Origin of the sequence: Mesorhizobium sp. M0029, assembly GCF_040323735.1 — a bacterium.
Lineage (GTDB): Bacteria > Pseudomonadota > Alphaproteobacteria > Rhizobiales > Rhizobiaceae > Mesorhizobium.
Window position 1 is genome coordinate 164,666 of record NZ_JAMYVF010000003.1, and the last position, 26,699, is coordinate 191,364.

A 26,699-nucleotide genomic window follows, 5' to 3' on the forward strand; every position below is an offset into this window, starting at 1 on the left:
AGCTCTCCTATTCCTGAAAAATTCTGACATCGGCGGCGTCCCAGCCGAGTTCGACCTGATCGCCCGACGAGACCGGCCGGCGGTCGGCGGCATCGGCGGTGACGCGCACCAGAAATGGTTTTGGCGACAGAGGCGTGCGGATATGCAACTGCAGGTCCAGCCCGTGATAGGCCAGCGCCTCGACCATGCCGGCGGTGCGGTTGGCGGTCTCGGGTGACGGGAACAGCCGGATGCGTTCGGGTCGCACCGAGGCCACGGCGGAAGCGCCGGGTGAAAGCGCGGCGGGAACCTTGCCGGCAATGCGCGCGCCGTTCGCGGCGATCACGCCATCCGCAGACACCTTGCCCGGTACGAAATTCATCACGCCGATGAAGTCGGCGACGAAACGGTCGGCGGGATGCTCGTAGATCGCGTGCGGTGTGTCGCATTGCAGCAGTCTGCCGTCCTTCAGCACCGCCATGCGGTCGGCCATGACGAGTGACTCTTCCTGGTCGTGGGTGACAATGACGAACGTGATGCCGACTTCGTGCTGCAGGCGCTTCAGCTCCAACTGCATGGCGCCGCGCAGTTTCTTGTCCAGCGCGCCCAGCGGTTCGTCGAGCAGCAGCAGCCGCGGCCGCTTGACCAGGGCGCGGGCAAGCGCAACGCGCTGCTTCTGGCCGCCCGACAATTGCTCAGGCTTACGGTCGGCGCAGGGGACAAGCTCGGTGGTGGCCAGAATGGCGTCGACGCGGGAACGGATTTCGGCTTTCGGCAAGCGCTCCATCTCCAGCCCGTAGGAGACATTGGCGCGCACGCTCATGTGCGGGAACAGCGCGTAGGACTGGAACATCAGATTGACCGGCCGCTTGTTGGGCGGGGTCCGGGCGATGTCCTTGCCGTCGAGCAGGATGCGGCCGCCCGTAGGTGTCTCGAAGCCCGCCAGCATGCGCAGCAGCGTGGTCTTGCCGCAGCCGGAAGGACCGAGCAGCGCGAAGAACTCGTTCTCGCGGATATCGAGCGAGATGCCGTCGACGGCGGTGACCCGGCCGAACGTCTTCGACACGTTATCAATGGCCAGCAGCGTGCGCGGTTCGCTCATTGGCCGATGATCCCACGGTTGATCCGCTGCGACAGGGTCAGCGCGGTGATCGATACCGCCATGACGATGGTCGCCAGCGCGTTGATCTCCGGCGTGATGCCGAAGCGGATCATGGCGTAGATCTGCATCGGCAGCGTCGTCGAGGCGCGGCCGGCACCGGCGGTGAAGAAGGCGATGATGAACTCGTCGACCGAGAGCGTGAAGGCAAGCAGAGCGCCGGCAATCACTGCCGGCGCGATGACCGGCAATGTCACACGCCGGAAGGTGGTCAGAGCCGAGGCGCCGAGGTCGGCGGAGGCCTCGACGATCGACCAGTCGAAACTCTTCAGCCTTGCGCGCACCACCGAGCAGACGAAAGCGAGGTTGAAGACGACATGGGCGAGGATGATGGTGTGCAGGCCCATGGTGAGGTTGAGCATCGAAAAGAACGAGAGAAGCGCAATCGCCAGCACGATGTCGGGGATGATCATCGGCGCGAAGATCAGGGCTTCGAGGCCTTTGCCATATTGCCGGCGCATCTCGACGCCGATCGCCAGCAGCGTGCCGAGCAATGTGGCGATTGCGGTCGAGACCAGCGCCACGATCAGCGTGTTGAGCGCTGCAGACAGGATGGCGCTGTTCGAAGTTAGCGAAATGTACCATTTCAGCGAGAAGCCCGACCATGCCGTCGGCAATCCGCCTTCGTTGAAGGACAGCGCCACCAGCACGGCGATCGGGATGTAGAGGAAGGCGAAGACGAGGGTGAGAATCGTCCGCATGCCGAGCGTACGGGTGAAGGAATGGGTCATCGCCGGCCTCCGGCAATTGGAAGGCAAGCGAACGACCAGAGTCCTTCTCCCCGTTCACGGGGAGAAGATACCGGCAGGCAGATGAGGGGCAGCGCTGAGCGTCGCAAAGGTTGACGCCGCCCCTCATCCGCCCCTTTGGGGCACCTTCTCCCCGTGAACGGGGAGAAGGCAAGAATTGCGCAGCGCTCAGCCATCGACGTCGCCCCTTGCCTCAGCCGCACGCCCCGCGGCGCGGTCGGCGGCGAGCGCCTGCGCCATCAGCACCAGAAGCATGATGGCGATCAGCGCCATGGCGAGCGCTGCGCCGAACGGCCAGTCATTGGCAGTCAGGAACTGGTCGTAGACGAGGTTGCCGATCATCTGGAAGTGGCCGCCACCGAGCAGCGCCGGGGTGACAAAATTGCCGATCGACAGCACGAAGACGAAGACAGCACCCGCAGCGATGCCGGGCACGGTCAGCGGCAGGATGACACGTCGGAAGGTGGTGGCAGCGGAGGCGCCGAGATCGCGCGATGCCTCGGTCAGTTCCGGGTTGAGGCGCGACAGCGGCGCGTAGCAGGCGAGGATGACGAAGGGCAGATAGTTGTAGACGAGGCCTGCGATGACCGAGCCTTCGGTATAGAGCATCGAGGGCGGTTCGCCGGTGTAGCCGAACCAGCGCAAGAGCTGGGTGATCAGCCCTTCGCGGTTCAGCAGCACGATCCAGGCATAGGTGCGGATCAGATAGTTGGACCAGAACGGCAGCACGGCGAAGAACAGGAAAATTGGCTGCCACCGGCGCGGTGCGGCGGCAATTGCATAGGCCGCGGCATAGCCGATCACGACTGCGATGAGCGTCGCGGTACCGGCGATACGTGCTGAGTTGAGGAAGATGCCGGCATAGAGCGGGTCGAAGACCAGCCCGAAATTCCCCAGCGTGAAGGTGTAGTCGATGCCGCCATAGACGCCGCGCCGGAAGAAGGCGAGCGCCAGCACCAGGGCGCATGGGATAACCATCAGCGCGGTCAGCCAGACCAGCGCCGGGGCCATCAGCAGAGAGGAACGAAGTCGGGTCTGGGACAATTTCTCGGGTACCGCTCAGGGCCGGCGGCAGAAGTGCTGCCGGCCGTGAAGTCTGCGCCGCTTACTGCGCGGCCTTGATCTCGCTGACGATCTTGGAATAGTCGCGCTGGGCTTCGCCGACGTCACGCAACTGCTCGAACTTGACGAGATCGGCCACCGGCATCGCCATGTTGGGGAATTTGGCCAGGAAGTCGGCCGGCAGGCTTTCCATCGCCGGCTTGTTCGGCACCTTGTAGTCGATGTTCTGCGCCGCCCAGGCGTGGTTCTTGGCGTCGAGCATGAAGTTGATGAACTTGAAGGCGTCGTCCTTGTGCTCGGACGCCTTCATCACCACCATCGTGTCGACCCACAGGTCCGAACCTTCTTTAGGGATGACGTATTTGATCTCCGGCTTGTCGGCGATGCCGTAATTGCACCAGCCGTCCCAGGCCTGCACCATCAGCGCCTCGCCGGAAACCAGCTTGGAATAGAAGGTGGTGTCGTCATAGGCGAGCAGGGTCTTCTTGGCGGAGATCAGGAGGTCCTTGACCTCGGCCATCTTGGCCGGGTCGGTCTCGTTGACCGAATAGCCCTTGTCGAGCTGCCCGGCGGCCAGCAGCCAGCGATCGGTCGCCAGCATGGTGGTCTTGCCCTTCATCTCGTCGGAAGGGGCGAGCAGGTCGCTCCAGCTCGTGGGCGCCGTCTTGACAAGGTCAGAGCGGTAGCAGAGGCCCGTCGTGCCCCAGGTGTAAGGCACGGAGAAAGCGTTGCCGGCATCGTGCGGCAGCTTGGTCGCTTCGGGATAGAGGTTGGCGAGGTTGGGGATCTTGGCATGGTCGATCGGCTCGGTCAGGCCAAGCTTGTTTAATACTTCGGCGAAGGGCGAGGAGACGAAGACCACGTCATAGCCCTTGCCGCCGGCGGCAATCAGCTTGCCCATGATCTCTTCATTGGTGGCGTGCACCACCACTTCGCCGGCAACGCCGGTGGCGGTCTTGAAAGCGGCCATGGCGTCGGGTGCCATGTACCCATCCCAGTTCGAAATAACGAGGTCGGCTGCGGCGGCCGGCCCCGAGAGCGTCAGGGCGAGACCGAGAGCGATTGAGGATGTATTGAGCGCACGGCGCCGCAGGCTGGTAGCGGTCATGGCAGTCTCCCATTCGGTTTGATCGTCGAAATCATTTGCCGGACCAAGGCCGGCGACGCGCGCGCCTGACTCGATCCTGTTCCCTCGGTCTTTTCTCGCCGATTGTGCCGACAGTACTATTGCAGAAAAAAGTACGTCAATCCATAATCTGTCAACCGACGGAGGAATTTGGCCGATTGTCCCTGTTCAGGAGATCAGCCAGACCAATGCGCCACATTCGCATTCGAGAAAAGTCATGCAAGCCGTAGCCAGACGACCTCGCACCAACCATCTCGATCTGGCGCAGCGCATCCTGGATGTGGCGCGGCAGCGTGGCTTCGAGCCTGGCGCCCGCCTGCCCGAACAGCAGATCGCCTCGCTGTGCAATGTCTCGCGCACGCCCGTACGCGCCGCACTCGGCCTGCTCGCGGAACGGGGCGTGGTGCGCTGGGAGGCCGACAGCGGTTATCATCTGACGGTCGACCTCGCCGCCCAGCCCGCCATTGCCGCCGAACTACCCAGTGCGGAGGAAGACGAGCTCGCCGAAGCCATCCTGCGCGACCGCTCGGCGCGACGGTTGGACCAGACGGTGACCATCGCGGGGCTGATGCGACGCTACGACGCTGATCGCAAGACGGTACTAAAAGCACTTAACAAACTGACCGACGAGAATCTTCTGGATCGTGCGCCTGGGCAATCCTGGTTGTTTCGCCGCGCGCCGGACGATCCGGAGGCGCAAGGCGAAAGCTACGAGTTCCGCCTGGTGCTGGAGCCGGCGGCCATCCTGACGCCAGGCTTTCGGCTGGACGGGGCGCGGGCAGCAATGTTGCGGCAAGGCATGGAAGCGCTTGCAGCGCTGCCGGACGAGACATTCGACACGCGCGAGTTCCAGCGGCTGGACATGGATTTTCATGGCATGATCGCCGAGGGCTGCGCCAACCGTTTTGTGTCGGATGCATTGGCCGATCATCTCCGCCTGCGCCGGCTGCCGGGCATCTATTCCGGCGTCAACGTGTTTCGGCTGCGGCAATCGTTGCGCGAACACTCGGGCATACTCGACTATCTTGAAAGCCGGCAGTATGAGGTGGCTGCCGATCTGCTTCGCATCCACCTGCGGCTCTCCCGCAGCCAGCGACCGCAAGCAGCCAGCCGCGGAGCTCCCGCACTGTTCAGCATGATCAGCCGGCCGGATTGAAGAGGAATAATTGACGCGTAAAGCCAGCCCGACCATCGCGCTGTTTCCCGAAGCCAGTTTCGGCGCCGCGTTGAATTGCGTCGGTATCGCACAGGCATTGCGCGCACGGGGCGCTCGCCCCGTCTTCATCTGCCATGCCGGCTTCTCCGGCGTCTTTACCGACTATGGCTTCCAGGAATACCATCTGCCGACGGATGAGCCGCTGAGCGACAGCGACCGCCAGAGCTATTGGCAGGCCTTCGTGCGCCGGCACCTGCCGCATTTCCGGCTGAGCCCGATCGACCAGCTCGAGACCTATGTCGCGCCGACCTGGCAAGCGATCGTCGACACCGCCGTCAACGCCGAGGCGCCGCTGCGCCAATTGCTGGCGCGGCTGAAGCCGGACGCGGTGGTGCTCGACAACGTCATCATGTTCCCGGCGATCGCCGCCGCCGGCTGCCCGTGGGTGCGCGTCGTCTCCTGTGCCGAGACGGAACTGCCGGATGCCGAGGTGCCGCCCTATCTCTCGGGGATGGGTGCCGACGACCCGCAACGTGCGGCGTTCGAAGCGCGCTATCTCGCGGCCTCCGCACCCGCGCATGAGCGCTTCAACCGTTTTCGTGCGGATGCCGGCCTGGCGCCGTTGCCCAAGGGCCTGTTCCTCGAGACATCACCCGACCTCAATCTGCTGCTGACGCCAGCGATCGTACGGCGTGAGCGGGCCGAGCCGCTCGACCCCAAACGCTTTGTCTATCTCGAAGGCTGCGTGCGTTCGGAAGGGCCATTCGAGGTGCCGGTGTTTCCGCGCAATGGCGGCCCGCTGGTCTATGTCAGCTTCGGCAGCCTCGGCGCGATGGATGTCGGGCTGATCGAGCGCATGCTCGCCGTCTTCGACAGGCTGCCGGCGCGCTTCATCGTCAATGCCGGCGGCCTGCGCGACGCCTATCGCGCGGTGCCGGACAATGTCTATCTCGACGCCTGGTTTCCGCAGCCTTCGGTGGTGGCGAAGTCGGACCTGTTCATCCACCATGGCGGCAACAACAGCTTTTGCGAGGCGCTGCGCTTCGGCGTGCCGTCGCTGATCATGCCCTATTGCTGGGACGGTCACGACAATGCGCAACGCGCGGGAGAGACAGGTGTCGGCGACCATATCGGCCGCGACGCCTGGACGGAAGGGGGATTGGAGAGAGCCATTCTCGGCCTGCTGGCCGACGATGCGATGCGCGCCCGCCTCAGGGACAATGCTGCCAAGATGGCGCTGACCCCTGGAACGGATGTGGCCGCGCAAGCCATACTCTCTCTCATAGGTACGTGAACCAAAATGCAGGACAAAAATACCAACACCGCTCTCTTCACCGGCAACGATCCCAAGGCCTGGCTCGCCCAGCACGGCATCACGGAGGTCGAGTGCCTGGTGCCCGACATGAATGGCGTGCTGCGCGGCAAGGCGCTGCCGACGGTGAAATTCCTCAAGGCGCTGGAAGACCGCGCACTCTACCTGCCGAGCAGCGCTTTCCTGGTCAGCATCGATGGCCGCTACTCCGGTTCCATCGACGAAGGCTTTGCCTATCAAGACCCGGATATGCGCATGGTGCCTGATATGTCGACGCTGTGCCTGGCGCCGGGCGGTGGCGTCGGCAAAGCCTATGTCTTCGCCGACGCCTTCCACATGCAAGGCAAGCCCTGGATGGCCTCGCCACGACATGTGCTGCGCGCCGTGCTCGATCTCTACCGGAAGCGCGGTTGGCGCGCGGTGGTGGCGCCGGAAATCGAATTCTATCTGACCGCGCCCAATCCGAATCCCGACCAGCCGCTGACGGCACCGGTTGGCGCCAATGGCCGCGCCGAGGGCTCGCAGCATCCCTATGACATGGTGGCGCTGGAAGAATTCGAGCCGGTGATAAGGCGCGTCTATGATTATGCCGCAGCCGCCGGCCTGCCGCTCGACACGCTGATCCATGAGTCCGGCACCGCGCAGCTGGAGATCAATCTCTTGCACGGCGACGCGGTGCCGCTCGCCGACCAGGTGCTGCTGTTCAAGCGGCTGACTCGCCAAGCGGCGCAACAGAGCGGCATGCACGCGACCTTCATGGCCAAGCCGATCGCGGCGCAGGCGGGAAGCTCGATGCATCTGCACATGTCTGTCGTCGATGAAACGACAGGCGCCGCGCTGTTTGCCGACAGAGATGATGCAGACACCGAAATGTTCGGCCATTTCATCGGCGGCCTGCAGAGATATGTGCCCGAGATCATGCCGCTGTTCGCACCCAACGTGAACTCGTTCCGCCGCATCCGGCCGAACCACAGCGCACCGGCCAACATCGAATGGTCGCATGACAACCGCTCTTGCGGCCTGCGCGTGCCGGCAGGTGGCCGCGCCGCCCGGCGGGTAGAGAACCGCTTGCCGGGAGCGGATTGCAATCCCTATCTGGCGATCGCCGGTTCGCTGCTTGCCGGCTATCTCGGCGTCGAGCAGAAGCTGGCGCGCTCGGCTGAGGCCTCGGGCAATGCCTACAAGATCAAAAGCACGCTGCCGAAAACGATGGAGGAGGCGCTTGATCGTTTCATTGCTTGCGAGCCGGTGCGGGCATTGCTCGGCGAGGATTTTTTCCAGACCTATCTGCGCGTCAAGAGCGTCGAACTCGACCTGTTCCAAAGCGTGGTGACGAGTTGGGAACGCGACCATTTGCTGCTGAAGGTGTGATCATGGCCTCCGGCTCAACGGGTTTCAATTCGGGCCTCGATATCGGCAAATCCTACTATGTCGCCACCGCCAATCCGGCGCCGGACCATCCGGCGCTGGTGGGAGATGTCGGCGCCGATCTGGTGGTGGTCGGCGGCGGCTGCACCGGCCTGTCGGCCGCCCTTCATGCCGCCGAGCGCGGCCTGAAGGTGGTGCTGCTCGAAGGCGGCAAGATCGGCTGGGGCGCGTCGGGCCGCAATGGCGGCCAGATGATCCCCGGCCTGCGCAAAGGCGCCAAGGGGCTGGTCAAGCTCTACGGCCCCGAGCGGGCGAAGGCGCTGTTCGACCTCGCCTTCGAGGCGCGGGGCCTGGTGCTCGACATCATCGAGCGCCACACCATCGACTGCGATCTGCGGCTGACCGGCCATCTCGTCGGTGCCGTTAATGGCTCCGACCTCAGGGATCTCGAAGACGAGGCCAAATGCCTCGAGAGCGTGATGAAGTTCCACGACGTCGAGATCCTGTCGGCGGCGCAGGCACGCGGCAAGGTGGACACGCCCTATCATGGCGCCATGTATGAGCCGCTTGGCGGCCATATGCATCCGCTGAACTACACGCTCGGCCTTGCCCGTGCCGCCGTGGCGGCCGGTGTCGTCATCCATGAAAATTCCGTCGCGGTAAAGCTGGAGCGCGCGCCTTCGATCCGGGTCTCGACGGCGAAGGGGTCGGTAAGGGCCAAACATGTCGTGCTGGCCGGCGACGCGCTGCTGCATGGGCTGGAGCCGCGCGTCAACAGCCGCATCATGCCGGTCGGCAACTATATCGTCGCCACCGAGCCGCTGGAGGGCAAGCGCAATGTGATCCCGGCCAATGTGGCGGTGTCCGATACACGCTTCGTCGTCAACTACTACCGCATGTCGGCGGACGGTCGGCTGCTGTTCGGCGGCGGCGAGCGCTACACGCCATCGCCGCCGGCCGACATCGCCGGCTTCGTGCGGCCGCACATGGAGGCCACCTTCCCGCAACTGAAGGGCTGCCGCATCGATCATGCCTGGGGCGGCCTGGTGTCGGTGACCACGTCGCGGCTGCCGCATGTCGGGCACTATGGCGAGGTCTATTTCGCGCATGGCTATTCCGGCAAGGGCGTCATCCTGTCAACGCTGTCGGGCAAGCTCTTGGCCGAAGCGATTACGGGCGACGCCTCGCGGCTGGACCTGTTCTCGACGCTGACGCCGATGCCGTTCCCGGGCGGTACGGCGCTGCGGGCCCCGCTCTATGTGCTGGGGATGTTGTGGTACGCCATGCGCGACCGCATCAAGCATTGAGGCTGCGGCCGGCGGGCGCGAAATCATTGGAGGCGATTGCATGCGTGATTTTCAGTTCCCCGGACGCTCGCCAGTTCGCGCGACAGAAGCGATGGCGGCGACATCGCATCCGCTGGCGACGCTGGCCGCCATCGACATGCTGCGCGCCGGCGGCAATGCCATGGATGCCGCTGTGTGCGCTGCGGCGGTGCAAGGCGTCGTCGAGCCGCAATCGACCGGCGTCGGCGGCGACTGTTTTGTGCTCTACAGCCCCAAAGGCGAGGGCGAGGTGCTGGCCTTCAACGGCTCGGGGCGATCGCCTGCTGCTGCAAATGCCGATTGGTTTCTGGAGCGGGGCCATGGCGAACTGCCTGGAACCGGACCGCATGCCGTCACCGTTCCGGGCGCCATCGACGCGTGGTGCCGGCTGCTTGAAGATCACGGCAGGAAGGGCATCGACGCCGCGCTGGCTCCGGCCATTCGCTATGCCGAACAAGGCTATGTCGTTCATGATCGCGTCGCCTTCGATTGGGCTGACGAGGTCGCCCTGCTCGCCGCCGACGAACATGCGGCGCGGATCTTCCTGCCGAACGGCCGGGCACCACAGGCCGGTGATGTGCATCGGCAGCCGGAACTCGCGGAAACCTTGCGCATAATCTCGAAGCAAGGTCGCGCCGGCTTCTATGAGGGCGAGGTCGCCGGCGATCTGGTGGCGCGTCTCGGCGCGCTGGGCGGGCTGCATGCGCTGGACGATTTCGCTGCAACCAAGGGCGACTACGTCAAGGCGGTGAACACGTCCTATCGCGGCTACGACATCCGTCAGATGCCGCCAAACAATCAGGGCGTGACGGCGTTGATCATGCTGAACGTGCTTTCCGGCGTTGCGCTCGGGTCATTGGAGCCGAACAGCGCCGAGCGGCTGCATCTCGAGATCGAAGCCGGCCGGCTTGCCTACCAGGACCGCGATACTTTCATCGGCGACCAGGATTTCGTCCAGGTCCCCGTCGAACAACTGCTGTCGGCAGCCTATGCGGAGCGGCTGCGCGCCGCCATCGATCCGGCCCTCGCCATGACGCATCTGCCGCAGCTTGAGCTGCCGCGCAGCGACACCGTCTATATCTCCGTGGTCGACCGCGACCGCAATGCAGTCAGCTTCATCAACTCGACCTTCGGTTCCTTCGGCAGCGGCGTCGTAGGTCCCAAGACAGGCGTCGTGCTGCAGAATCGCGGCAGCAGTTTTCGCCTCACGGAAGGCCATCCAAATCGTATCGCGCCGCGAAAGCGACCGATGCACACCATCATGCCTGGCATGGCGACGCGAGGGGGTAAGGTGGTGATGCCGTTCGGGGTGATGGGCGGCGGCTACCAGCCGTTCGGCCATGTCCATCTGCTGACCAACATGATCGATTTCGGGATGGACCCGCAGCAGGCACTGGATGCGCCACGGGTGTTCTACAAGGACAATGCCGTGCTGGCCGAGCGCGGGATTCCGGCTGAGGCGATCGCCGGCCTGCGTCAGCGCGGCCATCAGGTTTCGATCGCCGAGGAGCCGCATGGCGGCGGCCAGTTGGTGCTGATCGATTGGGAAAAGGGCACGCTCACCGGTGCCTCCGATCCGCGCAAGGACGGTTGTGCGCTGGGCTACTGATCTGCTTTGCTGGAATGCGCATTCAGAACCAGATCAGCCAGACAAGCTGCAGGATTACCAGTGCAATGGCGTCCCAGAAGATGAGTTCGCCTGTCGAGAACCAGCGCCGCGACCCGTTGAAGCTGTAGAACAGCCACCAGACCAAGGCTGCGGCGGCCAGCGGCACCAAAGCGAGCAGCGTGCTCACGGCAGCCGCGCTCCCGACACAGCATCGAATGTGTGCAGCGCTGCCGGCGGAAAGCGTAGATAAAGCGGCTGGCCGGGATCGAAAGCGCGATCGTCATTCACAGTCCTGACGATCAGCGCGTTGGCCTCGCTATTGGCGAAGATCAGCACGTCCGGCTCGACCGGTTCGACGACGTCGACGGCAAACAGGATGGCGTCGCCGGCAGTCGCGTCGACAAGCTGGATCTGTTCCGGGCGAATGCCGAGCACGATGGGACCATCAGGCTTTCCCGGAAGCGGGCAAGTGAAACCGCTGGCGTGGAAGACGCCGGCGCGGACATCGCCATCGAACGTGTTCATCGCTGGACGGCCGATGAATTCGGCGATGAAGCGATTGGCAGGCCGCCGATAGATCTCGCGCGGGTCGTCGTACTGGATCAGTGCGCCTTCGCGCAACACCGCGACCCTGGTCGCCAGCGTCATCGCCTCTTCCTGGTCGTGGGTGACGAAGACGAAGGTCTTTTTCAGCTCGCGATGCAGACGCTTCAGCTCGGTGCGCATGTGGAGCCGCAACAAGGCGTCGAGATTGGACAGCGGCTCGTCCATCAGACAGAGGCTCGGCTGCCAGACGAGTGCGCGGGCCACAGCCACGCGCTGCGCTTGGCCGCCCGACAATTGCGAAGGGCGGCGGTCGAGGTAACGGGTGATTTCGAGCAGCTCGGCCATGGCGCGGACGCAGCGGTCAAGCTCGGCGGCCGGCATCTTTCGGATGCGCAAGGGATAGGCGATGTTCTCGTAGACGCTCTTATGGCTGTAGAGCGCATAGTTCTGGAACACCATGCCCATGCCGCGCAGGCGCGGCGGCAGGTCGGTGACATTGAGGCCCTCGACCATGATGCGCCCGGCGGTCGGCCGCTCCAGCCCGGCGAGCAGCCGGCAGGCTGTCGTCTTGCCGGAACCGGACGGGCCGAGCAGAACCAGGAATTCGCCGGGCTCGAAAGCAAGATCGAGCGCCTGCAGCGCCACCGTCCCGTCCGGGAAGGCCTTGGTGACGCCGTCGAAAACAATTGCCATACAAGATCCCTTCAACCCTTGACCGCGCCGAAGGTGAGGCCGCGGACGAGCTGTTTCTGGACAAGGAACGTGAAAAGCACGATCGGCAGCGTTGCCACGATCGCGACTGCCGCGACCTGTCCCCAGAGCGTGCCATGCGGCGTCACCAGCCCCGGTATGCCGACGGTCAGCGGCCGCCCGTCGAAAGCGACGAGGATGAAGGCATAGAGGAACTCGTTCCACGACAGGATGAAGCAGAGCACGGCCGTTGCGCCGATGCCGGGCGCGGCCAGCGGCGCGACGACGAAAAAGAATGCGCCGAGCCGCGAGCGGCCGTCCATCATCGCGGCCTCGTCGATCTCCCTGGGGATTTCGGCGAAGAAGCCGCGCATCATCCAGACGACGAGCGACAGGTTGAAGGAGGTGTGGGCGATCACAACGGCGTAGATGGTGTCGATCAGGCCCAGCGAGGTGAAGAACAGGAACAGCGGGACGGCGATTGAGATCGGCGGCGCCATGCGCGTGGTCAGGAAGAAGAAGAACAGGTCTTCCTTGCCGGGAAAATCCGAGCGGGCAAAGCCATAGGCCGCTGGCGCGCCGATGACGATGCAGAGTATGGTCGACGACACCGAGATCAGCACCGAATTGATCGCCAGCGGCCAGTATCCCTTGTCGATGAAGACGGCGGGATAGTTGGCAAGCGTCGGCGAAAAAATCCATTTCGGCACAGAAGACAGAAGATCGACGCGGTTCTTGAACGACGCCAGCACCATCCAGACATAAGGCGTCAGCGACACCACGACGGCGACGAGCAACACCGCCCAGGCAAAGCTTTTCCAGGCGCGGTTGGTGGATTGATCGATCATCGCCGCGCCCTCAAAACGCCGCCGCCTGCTTGCGGCTCGACCAGTAGACGGCCTTGTAGAAGACCGAGCACAGGATCAGCACGACGAGGTAGATCATGAAGGCGACCGCGGCGCCGTAGCCGAGGTCCCAGTTACGGAAATTGACGCGGTAGGCGTAGATCGAGACCAGCTCGGTCAGCGTTCCCGGACCGCCGCCGGTCATCAGGAAAACCTTGTCGAACTCCTTGAAGGCGTCGATGCCGCGCAGCAGCAGCACGAGCGCGATGACCGGCCGCAGCAGCGGCAGCATGACGTCTCGGAAAATCTGGAACGGTTTGGCGCCATCCATCATTGCCGCCTCGAACGGCGCGCGCGGCAGGCTCATCATGCCGGCGAGCATGATCAGGGTGACGAAAGGCGTCCACTGCCAGACATCGATGGCGACGATGGTCGGAAACACCAGGTCGGGTGCCGAAAGCACCGCCGAATTCTGCGCCAGCAGACCGACCTTGCGCATGTAGAAGGTGAGCATGCCGAAATCGCCCTGCAACAGCAGCCGCCAGATCAGCCCGACGGCGACCGGCGCGATCATCATCGGGATGAGCAGCAGTGTGGTGAGAAGCCGCTGGCTGGCGACGAAGCGGAAGATCAGGAAGGCCAGCGCAAAGCCGAGCAGGAACTCAAGGCCGACGGCGATGACGACGAATTTCAGCGTCAACAGGAACGATGCCCAGAAGAATGGGTCGTTGCGCATCAGCTTGCGGAAATTGTCGAAACCGACGAAGGCGCCGGCATGGCTGGCGTCGGCGAAGCTGAGGTCGGTCAGCGCGGTGTAGACCATGTAGTAGAACGGGCCGACCAGGAAGACGACGACGAGCAGGGTCGCCGGCAGCATCAAGAGCGGCCCCACCCCACGGTCGAGAAGCGGCATTCCGCGCGGCGATGGAGTGCGGTTCGTCACGGGCGTTTCCTGCGGACAAGAACGGCTACCCGCTTGTGCGGGTAGCCTCTGCGCGACATCTCAAGGCCTATCGTGCCGGATAGGTCATGGGTGCGCAAGAACCGAGCAGTGTCGAGATGTCAGTGGCGGCGGTGTCAAGGGCGGCCTGCGCCTCCTTTTCGCCGGCGAGGTAGGATGACAGTTCGCGCACTAGTATGTCGGTCATCTCGGCCGATTGCGGCAGCGTCGCCTTCGGCACCGCATGCTCGTTGGCCTCCATCGAAGCCTTGGCATAGGGCAGCTTCTGCACCTCGGCGGAGGCATAGACATCCGGCCGACCTGAAGCGCCGCCATTGAGATGCTGTTCGAGCTGGCGGTCATAGCCCATCATCCACTGGACGAAGAGGAAGGCGGCCTGCTGGTTCTTCGAATAGACCGGGATCAGATAGGTCCAGCCCTCGACCTGGCCGATCTTCCCGCCGTCGCCTTGCGGCACGAGATCGAAGCCAACCTTGCCGACCACGGTGGAGGCCGTGGTGTCGACCGACACGGCATAGGTTGCGTCGTTCCACATGATCAGCTCGGCGACCTTGGCTTGCTGCATCAGCGCCATGACATCATCCCAGAAATAGTTGAGGCTGTCCGGCGGCGAGAATTGCAGCAGGCTCTTGTAATATTCGAGCGAGGCGACGGCCTTGGGGCTGTTGACGATGACCGGGCCGCAGGCCGAGCCGCTCTTCACGTCGAGCACGTCGCCGCCGAAGGAATAAAGGAAATTGAGCCACTCATACCACAGTGCCTCATGGCGCTTGCCCTGCAGGGCGGTGCCGTAAAAACCCTGGTCGGGGCGATAGAACCATTCGGCGATATCGCGGTATTGCTTCCAGTCCTTGGCGGGAGCGAGGTCGTAGCCATACTTGGCCTTGAAGCCTGCCTGCTCCTTGGGATCGGCGAGCAGGTCCGAGCGATACCACATGAACATGTTGAGCACTGTGAAGGGGAAGCCGTACTCCTTGCCGTCATACCAGGAGATTTCGTGCCAGGCGGTCTGGTAGAGCTGCTTCTCCGGCTCGAAGCTCGGATCGCGCAAAGCCGGGTCGGCCATCATCTTGGCGATTTCGACCAGATGGTTGTTGGTGGCGAACTTGCCGAGTTCGCGATGCGGCTGGATGATGACGTCGTAGCGGCCGCGGTGCGAGTTGAGATCGAGCTGCACCTTGTTGACGGCTTCCGAGTGCTCGTACATCTCGACTTCGACATGGATGCCGGTCTGTTTTTCAAACTCCGGCGCCATCTTCTTCAGCGCTTCGAGCGGCGGCAGCGCCTCGCCGACCATGCGGATGGTCTGGCCGCTATAGCGTTTCGACGCCTCTTTCAGATCCCACGCGGCCGCTTGTGTCACTTGCCACGTCAGGGGCCACACAAATACGACTGCGACGAGCAGTCTGGACGCGGTACGTCTCAGCGGCTTGAGCATTCTTCCCTCTCCCTAGAAGTCGTGCCTGGCGGGCCGGCGCCCGTTTTGTCATAAAATGTGTGGTACTGCAAATCAAAATGTGGCACCTTGCAACAAATGGTTGGGAGGTGTTAACAGACCGGCAGCAAACCGGCTTTCCCGACCAGGCGAGGGACCTTTCGGATGGACTTCATCTTCATGCTGACGCGCAACGATCGCACGGTCGAGGACTGTCTCGACCTGGTCGATTTGATTGAGCCGGTCGGCCTGAAGCATGTCGGCTTCAAGGATATTGGCGTCGCGCCGGATGTGCTGCGCAAGCTCGCTGTCGCCATTGGCCGGACAGGCGCCACCACTTACATGGAAGTTGTCTCGACGACGGCTGAGGCCTGCCTTAATTCCGCGCGCATCGCCAGGGATCTCGGCATCCAGCGCCTGCTCGGTGGTACCCAGGTCGACGAGATCATGGCGTTGCTGGAGGGGAGCGGCACCGAATACTACCCTTTTCCCGGGCGGCCGGTCGGCCATCCGACCAAGCTCGGCGGTTCGGCTGAGGATGTCGAGGCCGACTGCCGCGCCTTCGCCGAGAAGGGTTGTGCGGGATGCGACATCCTCGCCTATCGCGCCACCGAGGCCGACCCGGCCGAACTGGTGCGCGCAGCCCGGCGCGGGCTTGGTCCGTCGCGGCATCTGATCGTCGCCGGCGCTGTGGCATCAGCCGATCGCATCAAGGCAATCAAGCTGGCCGGCGCCAACGCTTTTACCATTGGCACAGCGGTTTTCGATGGCTCCTATTCGCCGACGAAAGGTTCTATCCTCTCGCAACTGCGGGATGTCCTCGCGGATTGCGAGCGTGTCTAATGCCAGTCATCGGCATCGATCTCGGCACACAAAGCCTAAAGGCGATCGTTGTCGATGACGAATTGCGGCTGCGTGGCGAGGCCGCTGTGTTGTACCAGCCGGCCTTCCCGGCGCCCGGCTGGGCCGAACAGAACCCGGCGCTGTGGCTGGCGGCGCTCAAGCCGGCCATTGCCGGCGCGCTCGACAAGGCTGGGCTTGCACCGTCCGACATCAAGGGTATTGCCATTGCCGGCCAGCTCGACGGCTGCGTCGCGGTCGATGGCAATGGTGAGGCGCTGGCTCCGTGCATCATCTGGATGGACCGGCGGGCGGCAGGAGAGATCGCCGGCATCGATCCGGACTTCATCCGTGAGCGCACCGGTCTCGTTCTGGACGCCACTCATATGGCGGCGAAAATCCGCTGGGCCGCGCGCAACCTGCCCGAAGCGCGCCGGGTGGCGCTCTGGCATCAACCGGTATCGTTCGTGGTCGCGGCGCTGTGCGGTCGTGCCGTCATCGATCACGCGCTGGCCTCGACGACCATGCTCTATGGGCTGAAGGAGCACAACTATGCCGGCGATCTGCTGGCGGCCTTCGACATCGATGCAGATAAATTGCCCGGCATCGACGATGCATCTGAGATCGCCGGCGCCTTGACGCACGCCGGCGCCGAGCTCACCGGTCTGCCTGTGGGCACGCCGCTGGCGGTCGGCACCGGCGATGATTTTTCGGCCGCCATAGGCGCCGGGGTTGTCGTGCCCGGTGTCGTCGCCTGCAATCTCGGCACGGCCGAAGTGGTCGGCGCGGTGTCCGGCACGCTTCGCCTCGACCCCGGCGGCCTGGTCGAGACCCATGGCTTTCTCGGCGACGGCTATTTCATCTCCAATCCCGGATGGCTCTCGGGCGGCGCGGTGACGTGGTTTCTAACAACCTTCGGCGTCGATTCGCCGGCGGCGATGTCGGAACTGGCGGCGACGGTGGTTGCCGGCAGCGACGATTTGCTGTTCTTGCCCGCGTTGTCCGGTGCCATGGCGCCGCGCTGGATCGCCGAAGCGCGTGCCGCTTTCTACGGCCTGACATCCTTCCACGGCAAAGCCGCTTGTGCCCGTGCCGTGCTGGAGGGCTGTGCCTTTGCCATGCGCGACGTGGTCGACCGGCTGGACGATCTCGATATCGCGACGGATCGCATCCGGCTCTCAGGCGGTGGCGCGCGCAGCCGGGTATGGGCGCAAATCCGTGCCGATGTCAGCGGCAGGCCGGTCGAGATCGCGGGTGCGGCCGATGCCTCGCCGATCGGTGCGGCAATCCTTGCCGCCGCAGCCATCGGCCTTACCTCCTCAGTGCAGCAGGCGGCTGAAAGGCTGGCCGGCCACATCGAGACGATCGACCCTGATCCTTCCGCCAAGGCCGCCTACGACAGAAGTTACCGCCGGTATCGCACCTTGTTCGATGCCCTGACCCCGCTTCATGCTGACTGACCGGACTGCATCCTATGTCCAGACAAATGCTCGATCGCCTTATTGCCGGCACGCTGCCTGACCCGGATAGCCAGGGAATGCTGTCGGTGCCGCTGAAGACCATCGTCATAGGGCGCGGTCTCGGCGATGAAGCCGATGCGCTGGTCAAGCCGCTGCCGCTCGGCCGCAGGCTCGCCGTTGTCATGGATCCCGACACAAGGCTGGCTCTCGGCGAGAGAGTGTCGATTGCGCTGCGCGGCTCCAGTGATGTCGACAAGATCATCCTGCCGCGCCATCCGCATCCCGACATGGACACCGTGCGATCGGTGATCGCCCGCACGAAAGACGCCAGCGGTCTGGTCGCGGTCGGATCGGGCTCGATCAATGACATCACCAAATATGCCGCCCACCTGACCCAAAAGCCCTATGCGGTGTTCGGCACCGCGCCGTCGATGAACGGCTACACCTCGGTGTCTGCGGCAATCACAGAGGACGGCCTGAAGAAATCGCTGACGGCGAGCCTGCCGGTCGGTGTCTTCCTCGATCTCGATGTCATGGCGCGAGCGCCGCACCGGCTGATCGCTGCCGGCTTCGGCGATTCGATGGCGCGGCCGACCGCGCAGACCGATTGGCTGATGGCGCATCTGTTGCTCGGCACGCCCTACCGGGAGGCGCCGTTCATGCTTCTGGCCGAGGACGAGGAGGCGCTTATCGCCAAAGCCGGCGAACTCGGGACCGGCGACCTTGAGGCGACGGAAGTGCTGGTGCGCACGCTGGTCATGTCGGGCCTTGGCATGACTTTGTGCGGCGGCTCCTATCCGGCCAGTCAGGGCGAACATCTCATCGCCCACTATATCGACATGCGGGGCCAGGGATTGCCCGAGGCGCATCACGGCGAGCACATAGCGGTGACGACGTTGACGATGGCGCGGCTACAGGAACGCGTGCTGGCGCTGCGGGAGCTGCAGCTCGCGCCGTCCGCCGATACGCCAGACCGCTTCATCGAAATCTTCGGCGAAACGCTCGGACGTTCCTGCTGGGCGGCATTCAAGCCCAAGCTGCTGGACCGCGAACGGGCGGACGCTGTCAACACCATGCTGGCCAGGCAGTGGCGCTCGCATCGCGAAAGGCTGCTGCGGGTGGCACGCCCGGCGCGCGAGATCGCGGCAGCACTGCGTGCCGCCGGCGCCCCGACCACGCCGCAAGAGGTCGCCATACCGGCTGGCTTCTACGACGAGGCGGTCGCCAATGCGCGGCTGATCCGCGACAGGTTCACCATGCTCGACGTCGCTGCTGCCTCGCTCGAAACGGTTGCGGCGGGAGCCTGAGCGGGTGCTGCGTCCGCTCACCGACTTCACCGCGCCGGACCGGCGCAACATCGCTGTCGTGCTGACCGACATAGACGACACCTTGACCGACAAGGGGCGGTTGCCGGCAAAAGCCTATGTGGCGCTCGAGCGGCTGAAGCAGGCCGGCTTCATTGTCGCGCCGGTTACCGGCCGCCCTGCCGGCTGGTGCGACCTGATCGCCCGGCAATGGCCGGTGGACGGCGTGATCGGCGAGAACGGCGCCTTCTATTTCCGCTACGACGACGCCAAAAAGCGGATTGTTCGCCACTACGCCAAGAGCGCTGCCGAACGGCAGGCCGATGCCGCACGCCTCAAGGAGATCGAGCAAACCGTTCTGAGCGAAGTTCCGGGTGCGGCGGTCGCGGCCGACCAGGCCTATCGCGAGGCCGATCTGGCGATCGATTTTTGCGAGGACGTGGCGCCGCTGCCCAAAACCGAGGTTCTGAACATCGTCGGCATCTTCCAGCGCTATGGCGCGACGGCGAAAATCTCGTCCATCCACGTCAATGGCTGGTTCGGCAAATACGACAAACTGTCGACAAGCCGGCTATTCTTGCGGGACTGTTTCGGTATAGATATCGACCACGACAAGGACAGCATTGTCTTCGTCGGCGATAGTCCAAACGATGCACCAATGTTCGGCTTCTTCCCCAACAGCGTCGGCGTCGCTAATGTGCTGGACTTCGCCGGCGAGCTTCCTGCGTCTCCCGCCTTCGTCACAAGCGGGCGCGGCGCGGAGGGATTTGCCGAGCTTGGCGACGCGCTGATTGCTGCAAAGGGAATGGAATAGTCATGGACCAAGGCCGACTGACGAAGAAGGAGCGGCACGCGCTTATCCTTTCGGAAGTGCGCCGGTCGGCGTCGATACGCATCTCCAAGCTCGCACGGCGCATCGGCGTCGCCGGCGAGACCATCCGCCGCGATCTCATCGAACTCGGCGATGCCGGACTGATCAACCGCACCTATGGCGGTGCGACGATCTCGCTGGTGACATCAGAACCGGTGATTTCCGAGCGTGGCCTGACCCTGATCGAGGAGCGCGCCCGCATCGGCCGCGGCGCGGCAAGCCTTGTCGAGAAGGGCCAGATCGTGATGATCGATGGCGGTTCGACCACCTATGAGGTGGCGCGCAACCTTTCGCAGCTGAAGCGCGACCTGACCATCATCACCAATTCCACCGGAGTGGCCTCTGTGGCCGGCGCCAATCCGACCTTTCGGGTGCTGCTCTGCCCCGGGACCTATGATAGCCGGGAAGGCAGCGTGTTGGGCGAAGACACCGTCGAGTTCCTGCGCCGCTACAATGCCGACGTCGCCATTATCGGGGCATCGGGGATAAGCGCCGATGGTCCGAGCGACATGATCTCGGGCGCCGCAGCCGTTAAACGCGCGATGATATCGCGTTCATTGTCGACGGTGCTGGTGGTGACCCACGACAAGTTTGGCCGCAGCAGTCTCGAACGCATCTGCGGGCTCGATGACATTGCCGATATCGTCACCGACAGCGAACCGAAGGCCGACCTGCGCACTGCTGCCGAACAGGCGGGCACGGAGCTGCATGTGTTTGCCGCCGGCTGATCAGCAACTGCCTATCCGGCGGCATCCCGGTTGGTCAGCGCGATGTGGCAGCAGCCGGAGCCGTGGCCCGGCGTCCAGGTGACATTGTCGAAGCGCACGCCCGTTGCCTCGAACAGACCACGGTCGAAAGCGCCGGCGATGCGGCAGAGCGTGGCGAGTTTTTCATCACCGACACCGGCCTCGACCCAGGCGTCCTTCAGCGGACAACGCTTCACCTTGAAAGCGATGTGGTCCGGCCCGCGCTCGACATCCGTCGGATACATCAGGCCGCCATCCGGGCTGACGGCCAAAAATGCCTCGCCGATGGCCGGCGCGTCGTTAGGTCCGAAACGGGCGAAGGCGGCCGCCGCCACCTCCTTGCCGCGCTGCTCGATGGTGCGGATCATGATCGCCTCGGCCTTTTCCGCGCCGAGTTCGCCGGTCAGCTCGTCGAGAAACAGACGGTAGAGATCGGCGCGGTTGCGGAAGGCGGAATCGAGTTCGAGCGACAGTTTTTCGGCTCTGGCTTCTGGTTCGGTCATGGTACCTGCCTGCTGCTTTTGTTCAATCTTGGCGCCGCCGCAACCAGCGCCTTGCCGATTGCCGATTGCGGCGCGTCGATTACGTTGCGGGCGTCGCCGCTCTCGGCGATCCGCCCGGCGTCGAGAAGGACGACGCGGTGAGCGATCGCACGGACCACGCCGAGATCGTGCGAAATGAAGAGATAGGCGATCCGTTCCCTGGCTTGCAGGTCGAGCAGCAGTTCGAGGATCTGTCCGCGCACCGAAACATCGAGCGCCGACACTGCCTCGTCGAGCACGATCAGCGACGGGTTTGTCGCAATGGCGCGGGCGATGGCGACGCGCTGGCGCTGGCCGCCGGAGATTTCGTGAATGGCGCGCGGGGCGAGATCGGCTGCCAGCCCGACGCGATCCAGCAAGGCAGCAATGCGGGCCGGCCTCTCGGCGCGGGAAGCGATGGCATGGATGCGCAAGGGATCGTCAAGCACGCGAGCCACCGTGGCGCGCGGGTTGAACGCGGCGAGCGGATCCTGGAACACCATTTGCAGGCGCGCGCGCTTGGTGCGCAGGGCCGCACCCTTCAAGAGCAGAAAGTCATCGCCTTCGAACTGGACGGTGCCGGCGTCGGGCTCGATCAACCTAAGCACCAGCCGCGCGATCGTCGACTTGCCGCCGCCGGAGGGCCCGGCCAGCGCCAGCGTCTCGCCGGGTTCGATGGCGAAGGAGACACCGTCGACGGCCGCGATGGCCTTGCCGCCACGACGGTATCGCTTGGTAAGACCGGAGACGGTGAGCAAGTTCATGCCGGCGCCCGTCGTAGCAGCGGATCGGCGTCGAGGCCGAGATGGGCGTCGAGCAGCGTTCGTGTATAGGCATGGCGCGGGGCGTTTATGATTTGCTCCGTCGGGCCGAGTTCGATCAGTTCGGCGTTCCGGAATACAGCGATACGCTCTGCGAGTTCGGCGGCCAGCGCGATGTCGTGGCTGATGAACAGCAGCGTCATGCCGTCCTCCGCCACCAGTTGCCGAATGAGGCTGACGATTTCGGCTTGCACAATGGTGTCCAGCGCGCTGGTCGCCTCATCGGCGATCAGCAGTTTCGGACCGGCTGCAATGGCCGCGGCAACAGCAACGCGCTGCTTCTGGCCGCCGGAGAGCTGGTGCGGGAAAGCACGCATGGCGGTTTGTGGGTCGGGCAGCCGGACACGTTGGAGCAGGGTTTTGGCTTTGGCGTAAGCTTGTGGCCAGTCGAGGCCGAGGTGGGTGCGGGCGACTTCGGCGATCTGTTTGCCGACGGTCATGACGGGGTCGAGGCTGGCGGAGGGGTCCTGGAAGACGAAACCAATGTCGCGACCGGGAAGGGGGAGCGTACTGGGTTCGGTTAATTTGAGAGGTCGGCGTTCCGTCACACCCCCCTCTGTCCTGCCGGACATCTCCCCCGCAAGGGGGGAGATTGCTCTCTCATCTCCGCCTTCGCCAACCACGAACGTTGCAGAAGGGAAGCCGTCGGCAAAGCTGCTGATCTCCCCCCTTGCGGGGGAGATGTCCGGCAGGACAGAGGGGGGTGGGAAGGATCGCGGCGCCTGAAACTGCCACTTGACATGCCCTTCAATCTTGGCGCTCGCCGGCAGCAGTCCAGCCACCGCCAGCGCCAGCGTGCTCTTGCCCGAACCGCTTTCGCCGATAATCGCCAGCCGCTCGCCGGCAATAACATCCAGGCTGACCCCCTTCAGCGCCGTTACCTCGCTGCCATCGCTGAAATAGCGCACAGACAGATCGCGTATCTCAGCCAGTGCGGTCACGACAGGCTCCTCCGCACCGCCGTCGTTTCGACCACGCCTTCGCCGGTGAGATAGACGCCAAGCACGGTCAGCACCAACGCGATGCCCGGAACGATCGACAGAAAGGGCGCGGTGCGCAGCACAGTGCGGCCCTCGGCGATCATGCCGCCCCAAGTGACGCGATTGGGGTCGCCGAGACCGAGGAAGGACAGCGCTGCCTCGGTGAGGATCGCGGCCGCCACGATCACCGAGGACAAGGCCAGCACCGGCGGCAACGCGTTGGGCAACACCTCGCGAAAAGCGATCTCAAGCGGATGCATGCCGATGACGCGAGCGCCGGCGACGTAATCGCGCTCGCGGATCGACAGCACTTCGGCGCGCGCTACACGCGCCGGTCCGGTCCAGGCGCCAAGCGCTATTGCCGTGACGACGACGCCGAGCGACGGCCCGACGACGCTGACGAAGGCCAGCGCCAGAAGAAAACTCGGCACGGTCTGGAAGGCATCGGTGATGCGCATCAGCCCCTCGTCCACAAGGCCGCCGGCAAAGCCGGCCAGCGTGCCGACGACCGCGCCGATGAAGAGTGCCGCCGCTGCCGCCGCCAGGCCGACCGCCAGCGAGGTGCGGGCGCCGTGGAACAGTTCGGCCAGCACGTCACGGCCGAGCCGGTCGGTGCCGAGCGGCAGCGACCAGTCCTGGAACGGCGGCAGCAGTGCTGGTCCGGCAATGGCCTGCGGGTCGCCGGGGAAGAGCAGCGACGCAAACAGCGCCATGGCGAACAGAAGCGCCAGGATGATCGCGCCGGCGACCGCTTCCGGCCGGCGCAGGAACCGCGGCAGCGCGCTCACGCGCTGGCCTCGCCGGCGCCGACGCGCGGGTCGAGGAAGGCGTAGGCGATGTCGACGGCAAGGTTGACGGCAATGACGAGGACGGCGCTGGTGAGAATGATGCCGAGCAGCAGCGGCGTGTCGCGCGAACCGACCGCTTCCTGCGCCAGCCGGCCGAGCCCGGGCACGGCAAAGACGCTTTCGATGACGACGCTGCCGCCCAGCATCTGCGCCGATTGCAGGCCGAGCATGGTGACCAGCGGCAAGAGCGCGTTGCGGGCGACATGGGCGAGCACGATGCGGCGGCGCGACAGCCCCCTGGCGCGGGCGGCGAGCACAAAATCCTGCCGCCACGCCTCGGCCATGCCGGCGCGCATCATGCGCAGATAGAGCGCGAGATAGATGAAGCCGAGCGCGGAAACCGGCAGGACGAGGTGGACGGCGATGTCGGTGGCGCGGTCAAAACCGGTCTTGTCCGAGGCCAGGCTCTCGATGCCGCCGATCGGCAGCCAGCGCAGGTCGACGGCAAAGACGACGATCAGCACCAGGCCGAGCCAGAAGCCCGGCACGGCATAAAGCGCCAGCGAGCCGATCGACAGGAAGCGGTCGCGAAAGCTGCCGGGTCTGGCGCCGGCGTAGATGCCGAGCGCCGAGCCGAGCCCGAAGGAGAGCGCGGTGGCGGTGACCATCAGGAGCAGTGTCGTCGGCAGGCGTTCCAGGATGACATCGCGAATTGGCCGCGAGAAGGTAACGGACTGGCCAAGGTCGAAATGCAGCAGCGCCCAGAGGTAGTTGGCGAGCCGGGTCAACTCGGACTGGTCGAGGCCCCAGCGATGGCGCAGCAATTCGATCATGCCGGCATCGCCACCGGTCGAGACGATGTAGGCGTCGACCGCATCACCGGGGGCGGCTTCCAGGAGGAGGAATGTGCCGATGATGACGATCAGCAGCACGAAGATGCTGCCGACGAGGCGACGGCGCATGAGGGTGAGGGCGCGGGTCATGGGAAAGGCATAACGCTGCGCCAGTCGGGAGAGGTGCGGTGTCTAGGCACCCCCCTCTGTCCTGCCGGACATCTCCCCCTCAAGGGGGGAGATTGGCTGTCATCGCAGGCTTCGCCAATCTCCAACGTTGCAGAATTGGCGGGACAGACAAGCTGCTGATCTCCCCCCTTGAGGGGGAGATGTCCGGCAGGACAGAGGGGGGTGTGACGAAACGCGGCCCTACGCCATGCCTTCACACCAATTTCTTTGCGAACTTTCATCCGCGCAAATGTGTCACGATTCCAGATACGTGTCCGCCCAGTTCGAAACCGCCCAGCGCGGGTTGTTGGCGATGTTCCCCACCGTCTCGCGCGCGACGCTGATGAAGCTCCATTCGGCGACGTTGATCAGCGGCAGGTCCGCCGCGACCTGTTTCTGGAATTCCTTGTAGAGGTCGGTGCGCGCTGACGTATCCAGCGTCTCCGAAGCCTTGGCGATCAGCGCGTCGAGCGCGGCGTTCTTGTAGCCGCCCTGGTTGGAGAACGGCACGCCGTCGGGAATGCCGCTCTGCACCAGGATGGTGGTCGAGATCGCCGGGTCGCCGCGGAACACCGGCGGGCCGACGGCGAGGTCGAAGGCGTGGTCGGTGTAGACGGCCTTGATGTGCGCGGCCGAGTCGTTGTTGACGATCACGGCGTCGATGCCGATTGCCGCCAGCGCCTGGCGCAGATAGTCGCCGAACTGCTTGGTCTCGTTGAAATAGGGTGCCGGCAGGAGTTTCAGCGCAAAACGCTTGCCGTCATCGGCGCGCTTGTACCCCGCGTCGTCGAGCAAGGCGTTGGCCTTGGCGACGTCGAATGGATAGATCGGCACGTCGGCAGTGTAGAATTGCGGATCGTTCTTCGGCACCGGGCCGGTGGCGGTGGCGGCATAGCCGAGGAACACCGTCTTGACGACGAAGTCCTTGTCGATGGCATGCGCGATCGCCTGGCGGACCTTCACGTCGGCCAGTTCCTTGCGGCGATGGTTGATCTCGACGACGAGCTGATAGGTCAGCCCCTCATAGCCCTTGGAGATCACCTTCAGGCCCGGCACCTTGGAGATGCGGTCGAGGTCGGCCAGGGGCACGGCGGAGAAGGCGGCGAGCTGGATCTCTTCGGCCTCGAGCGCCGCTGCAGCCGACGTGCGGTCGGGTAGCACCTGGTAGATGATCTCGTCGAGATACGGCTCGTCCTTGGCCCAGTAATCCGCATTCCTGGTCAGCTTGTAATACTGGCCGGCCTTGTATTCGCCGAACTTGAACGGCCCGGTGCCGATGGGTGCATTGTTGGCCGGGTTGTCCTCGATCTTGCCGACCTCGTAGATGTGCTTCGGCACCACGCTTGACAGCGCCGGCAGCGCGTTGCGGATCAGCTGGAACGGCGTTGGCTTGGCGAATTTGAAGACGGCGGTCAGATCGTCAGGGGTGTCGACTCTGGCCAGATCCTTGAACACGGTGCGGCCGAGATTTTGCAGCGGTTTCCAGATCTGCAGCGCGGAGAAGGCGACGTCGGCCGAGGTGAACGGCTCGCCGTCATGCCACTTGACGCCGTCGCGCAGTTTGAAGGTCACCGACAGCCCATCGGCAGCACCTTCCCAGGAGAGCGCAAGGCGGGGTTCCAGTCCGTCCTTGCCTTCGAACGAGGCTTCGGCCAGCGTTTCGACGATCTTGCTGGAGATGAAGAAGACGCCGTTGGAGGCGACGATGGCCGGATTGAGGTTGCGCGGCTCGGAATCGGCGGCAAGCACCAGGCGGCCGCCCTTCTTCGGCGTCTGCGCCCAGCTGAATGTGGGCATGGCGGTGGAGGCCAGCAGTAAAACTGAGCCGCCAAGCAGCGTGCGTCTGGAAATATCCGACATGATCAACCTCCGTCCTCTCCGCGACCAGATGGGCGCACCCCTCGAAGCTGGCGGCACCCGCCAGCATCCTCGCGGCGATTATGGCCCTTGCCAAGGGTTTCGCCAGAGACGGAATTGGCGCATCTTTGCTTGGCTTTGAAATTTTCGTCCTCTGGACCAGTTTTAGAGGTGGCCCTTTCATTCTG

General features: G+C 64.3%; 25 protein-coding genes. 10 read left to right on the forward strand and 15 right to left on the reverse strand.

Features of this window, described 5'->3' with window-relative positions; translation table 11 throughout:
• Window positions 1-7 precede the first annotated feature (7 nt).
• The 4 genes from NKJ76_RS06800 to NKJ76_RS06815 all read right to left on the reverse strand — a co-directional run bounded on the left by NKJ76_RS06800 (window position 8) and on the right by NKJ76_RS06815 (window position 4,057).
• Entirely contained in the window at window positions 8-1,081 is a 1,074-nt protein-coding gene (locus NKJ76_RS06800) for an ABC transporter ATP-binding protein (protein WP_352537060.1), read from the reverse strand.
• A complete protein-coding gene (locus NKJ76_RS06805) occupies window positions 1,078-1,869 on the reverse strand; it encodes an ABC transporter permease (protein WP_352537061.1) in 792 nt (263 codons plus the stop codon). The genes NKJ76_RS06800 and NKJ76_RS06805 overlap by 4 nt, the downstream gene beginning before the upstream one ends.
• Window positions 1,870-2,055: 186 nt before the next feature.
• Complete coding sequence (locus tag NKJ76_RS06810; RefSeq protein WP_023704266.1) at window positions 2,056-2,898, reverse strand: ABC transporter permease; 843 nt, start codon at window positions 2,896-2,898, stop codon at window positions 2,056-2,058.
• A gap of 94 nt (window positions 2,899-2,992) precedes the next feature.
• Complete coding sequence (locus tag NKJ76_RS06815; protein ID WP_023698839.1) at window positions 2,993-4,057, reverse strand: polyamine ABC transporter substrate-binding protein; 1,065 nt, start codon at window positions 4,055-4,057, stop codon at window positions 2,993-2,995.
• Between the two features lie 235 nt (window positions 4,058-4,292).
• On the opposite strand from NKJ76_RS06815, the gene NKJ76_RS06820 reads away from it, so the two are divergent.
• Genes NKJ76_RS06820 through ggt form a run of 5 tightly spaced genes read left to right on the forward strand, consistent with a single transcriptional unit; the run spans window position 4,293 to window position 10,845 of the window.
• Complete coding sequence (locus NKJ76_RS06820) at window positions 4,293-5,231, forward strand: GntR family transcriptional regulator (RefSeq protein ID WP_023698838.1); 939 nt, start codon at window positions 4,293-4,295, stop codon at window positions 5,229-5,231.
• A gap of 10 nt (window positions 5,232-5,241) precedes the next feature.
• On the forward strand, window positions 5,242-6,525 hold the full coding sequence (locus NKJ76_RS06825) for a glycosyltransferase (RefSeq protein ID WP_023698837.1): 1,284 nt from the start codon (window positions 5,242-5,244) through the stop codon (window positions 6,523-6,525).
• A 6-nt stretch (window positions 6,526-6,531) separates the two neighbouring features.
• Window positions 6,532-7,914: a glutamine synthetase family protein gene (locus NKJ76_RS06830; protein ID WP_023698836.1), complete on the forward strand. Its 1,383-nt coding sequence runs from the start codon at window positions 6,532-6,534 to the stop codon at window positions 7,912-7,914.
• Between the two features lie 2 nt (window positions 7,915-7,916).
• A complete protein-coding gene (locus tag NKJ76_RS06835; protein WP_352537062.1) occupies window positions 7,917-9,218 on the forward strand; it encodes an NAD(P)/FAD-dependent oxidoreductase in 1,302 nt (433 codons plus the stop codon).
• Between the two features lie 40 nt (window positions 9,219-9,258).
• Window positions 9,259-10,845, forward strand: coding sequence for a gamma-glutamyltransferase (gene ggt, locus NKJ76_RS06840; RefSeq protein ID WP_352537063.1), 1,587 nt, complete (start codon window positions 9,259-9,261; stop codon window positions 10,843-10,845).
• Between the two features lie 22 nt (window positions 10,846-10,867).
• Here the strand turns inward: ggt and NKJ76_RS06845 are convergent, their stop codons facing one another.
• The 5 genes from NKJ76_RS06845 to NKJ76_RS06865 all read right to left on the reverse strand — a co-directional run bounded on the left by NKJ76_RS06845 (window position 10,868) and on the right by NKJ76_RS06865 (window position 15,250).
• Complete coding sequence (locus tag NKJ76_RS06845) at window positions 10,868-11,032, reverse strand: hypothetical protein (protein ID WP_352537064.1); 165 nt, start codon at window positions 11,030-11,032, stop codon at window positions 10,868-10,870.
• On the reverse strand, window positions 11,029-12,084 hold the full coding sequence (locus tag NKJ76_RS06850; protein ID WP_352459785.1) for an ABC transporter ATP-binding protein: 1,056 nt from the start codon (window positions 12,082-12,084) through the stop codon (window positions 11,029-11,031). Before NKJ76_RS06850 ends, NKJ76_RS06845 begins: the two co-directional genes overlap by 4 nt.
• Window positions 12,085-12,095: 11 nt before the next feature.
• The gene (locus tag NKJ76_RS06855; protein WP_023737493.1) at window positions 12,096-12,929 is read right to left on the reverse strand and encodes a carbohydrate ABC transporter permease; all 834 of its coding nucleotides are present in this window, start codon (window positions 12,927-12,929) and stop codon (window positions 12,096-12,098) included.
• 10 nt (window positions 12,930-12,939) lie between these two features.
• On the reverse strand, window positions 12,940-13,869 hold the full coding sequence (locus tag NKJ76_RS06860; RefSeq protein ID WP_156932370.1) for a carbohydrate ABC transporter permease: 930 nt from the start codon (window positions 13,867-13,869) through the stop codon (window positions 12,940-12,942).
• A gap of 67 nt (window positions 13,870-13,936) precedes the next feature.
• A complete protein-coding gene (locus tag NKJ76_RS06865; RefSeq protein WP_023746998.1) occupies window positions 13,937-15,250 on the reverse strand; it encodes an ABC transporter substrate-binding protein in 1,314 nt (437 codons plus the stop codon).
• Between the two features lie 237 nt (window positions 15,251-15,487).
• Between NKJ76_RS06865 and NKJ76_RS06870 the strand changes: the two genes are divergently transcribed.
• From NKJ76_RS06870 to NKJ76_RS06890, 5 genes are read left to right on the forward strand one after another with little or no spacing between them, the layout of a single operon-like run.
• Entirely contained in the window at window positions 15,488-16,165 is a 678-nt protein-coding gene (locus NKJ76_RS06870) for a beta/alpha barrel domain-containing protein (RefSeq protein WP_023672934.1), read from the forward strand.
• Complete coding sequence (locus tag NKJ76_RS06875) at window positions 16,165-17,622, forward strand: xylulokinase (protein WP_023743085.1); 1,458 nt, start codon at window positions 16,165-16,167, stop codon at window positions 17,620-17,622. The genes NKJ76_RS06870 and NKJ76_RS06875 overlap by 1 nt, the downstream gene beginning before the upstream one ends.
• A 14-nt stretch (window positions 17,623-17,636) precedes the next feature.
• Window positions 17,637-18,929, forward strand: a complete 1,293-nt coding sequence (locus NKJ76_RS06880) for an iron-containing alcohol dehydrogenase (RefSeq protein ID WP_084567111.1) — start codon at window positions 17,637-17,639, stop codon at window positions 18,927-18,929.
• Window positions 18,930-18,936: 7 nt separating this feature from the next.
• Window positions 18,937-19,740: an HAD-IIB family hydrolase gene (locus tag NKJ76_RS06885; protein ID WP_352537174.1), complete on the forward strand. Its 804-nt coding sequence runs from the start codon at window positions 18,937-18,939 to the stop codon at window positions 19,738-19,740.
• 2 nt (window positions 19,741-19,742) lie between these two features.
• Window positions 19,743-20,525, forward strand: a complete 783-nt coding sequence (locus NKJ76_RS06890; protein WP_023672930.1) for a DeoR/GlpR family DNA-binding transcription regulator — start codon at window positions 19,743-19,745, stop codon at window positions 20,523-20,525.
• Between the two features lie 11 nt (window positions 20,526-20,536).
• Here NKJ76_RS06890 and NKJ76_RS06895 read toward each other — a convergent pair whose 3' ends face one another.
• The 6 genes from NKJ76_RS06895 to NKJ76_RS06920 form a co-directional block, all read right to left on the reverse strand.
• Complete coding sequence (locus tag NKJ76_RS06895; RefSeq protein WP_023672929.1) at window positions 20,537-21,046, reverse strand: L-2-amino-thiazoline-4-carboxylic acid hydrolase; 510 nt, start codon at window positions 21,044-21,046, stop codon at window positions 20,537-20,539.
• Window positions 21,043-21,828, reverse strand: coding sequence for an ATP-binding cassette domain-containing protein (locus tag NKJ76_RS06900; protein WP_023747002.1), 786 nt, complete (start codon window positions 21,826-21,828; stop codon window positions 21,043-21,045). The genes NKJ76_RS06895 and NKJ76_RS06900 overlap by 4 nt, the downstream gene beginning before the upstream one ends.
• A complete protein-coding gene (locus NKJ76_RS06905) occupies window positions 21,825-22,826 on the reverse strand; it encodes an ABC transporter ATP-binding protein (RefSeq protein ID WP_023747003.1) in 1,002 nt (333 codons plus the stop codon). Before NKJ76_RS06905 ends, NKJ76_RS06900 begins: the two co-directional genes overlap by 4 nt.
• Complete coding sequence (locus tag NKJ76_RS06910; RefSeq protein WP_023735154.1) at window positions 22,823-23,653, reverse strand: ABC transporter permease; 831 nt, start codon at window positions 23,651-23,653, stop codon at window positions 22,823-22,825. Before NKJ76_RS06910 ends, NKJ76_RS06905 begins: the two co-directional genes overlap by 4 nt.
• Window positions 23,650-24,636 (reverse strand): ABC transporter permease, encoded by a 987-nt coding sequence (locus NKJ76_RS06915; RefSeq protein ID WP_023747004.1) that lies wholly within the window; start codon window positions 24,634-24,636, stop codon window positions 23,650-23,652. The genes NKJ76_RS06910 and NKJ76_RS06915 overlap by 4 nt, the downstream gene beginning before the upstream one ends.
• Before the next feature lie 273 nt (window positions 24,637-24,909).
• A complete protein-coding gene (locus tag NKJ76_RS06920) occupies window positions 24,910-26,514 on the reverse strand; it encodes an ABC transporter substrate-binding protein (RefSeq protein ID WP_352537065.1) in 1,605 nt (534 codons plus the stop codon).
• Between the last annotated feature and the right edge of the window lie 185 nt (window positions 26,515-26,699).